This window comes from Halorubrum sp. SP3 (assembly GCF_005435195.1).
GTDB lineage: Archaea > Halobacteriota > Halobacteria > Halobacteriales > Haloferacaceae > Halorubrum > Halorubrum sodomense.
Genome location: NZ_SGTU01000396.1, coordinates 1 through 435, shown reverse-complemented (window position 1 = coordinate 435; position 435 = coordinate 1). Strand labels below are relative to the sequence as shown.

General features: G+C 59.5%; 1 protein-coding gene and 1 tRNA gene. Both read left to right on the top strand.

Annotation, left to right across the window (positions count from 1 at the left end; all coding sequences use genetic code 11):
• A partial coding sequence (locus EXE42_RS16985) for a group I intron-associated PD-(D/E)XK endonuclease (RefSeq protein WP_241988434.1) occupies positions 1-301 on the top strand: 301 nt, incomplete at its 5' end.
• Positions 302-345: 44 nt separating this feature from the next.
• Positions 346-421, top strand: a tRNA-Ile gene (locus EXE42_RS16980).
• Positions 422-435 lie beyond the last annotated feature (14 nt).

The following is a 435-nucleotide window of genomic DNA, read 5'->3' as shown; positions in this document are numbered from 1 at the left end:
CCACCGGATCCAAGTCAAAACCGCGTACGACAGTAAACGCGACGGTGCGGTGGAGTTCAGAACCAGAAGCGTCCGCGCAAAAAGCGACGGGTACGAGCGCTCGGGATACGAGGGCGAGATCGACTACTTCGCCGCTTTGAACGTCAGAGAAGAGGATGTCTACCTGATCGCGATCGAGGAGGCCGGATCGACGACGACGGCGATCCGGTACGAACCCGCCGCCAACGACAACCGCGCGAACGTCAACTGGCACGCGGAGTATCGGCTTGAGACGGTTCTCGACGACCTCCGGTCGGGGTAATGCGGTAATCTAAAGAACGTCGCTCGTGTACCCGAAATCGACGCGGGCCTTTAGCTTAGTCTGGCTCAAAGCCCTCCGCTCATAACGGAGTGATCGCCGGTTCAAATCCGGCAAGGCCCATCAGTTCCAGCCTC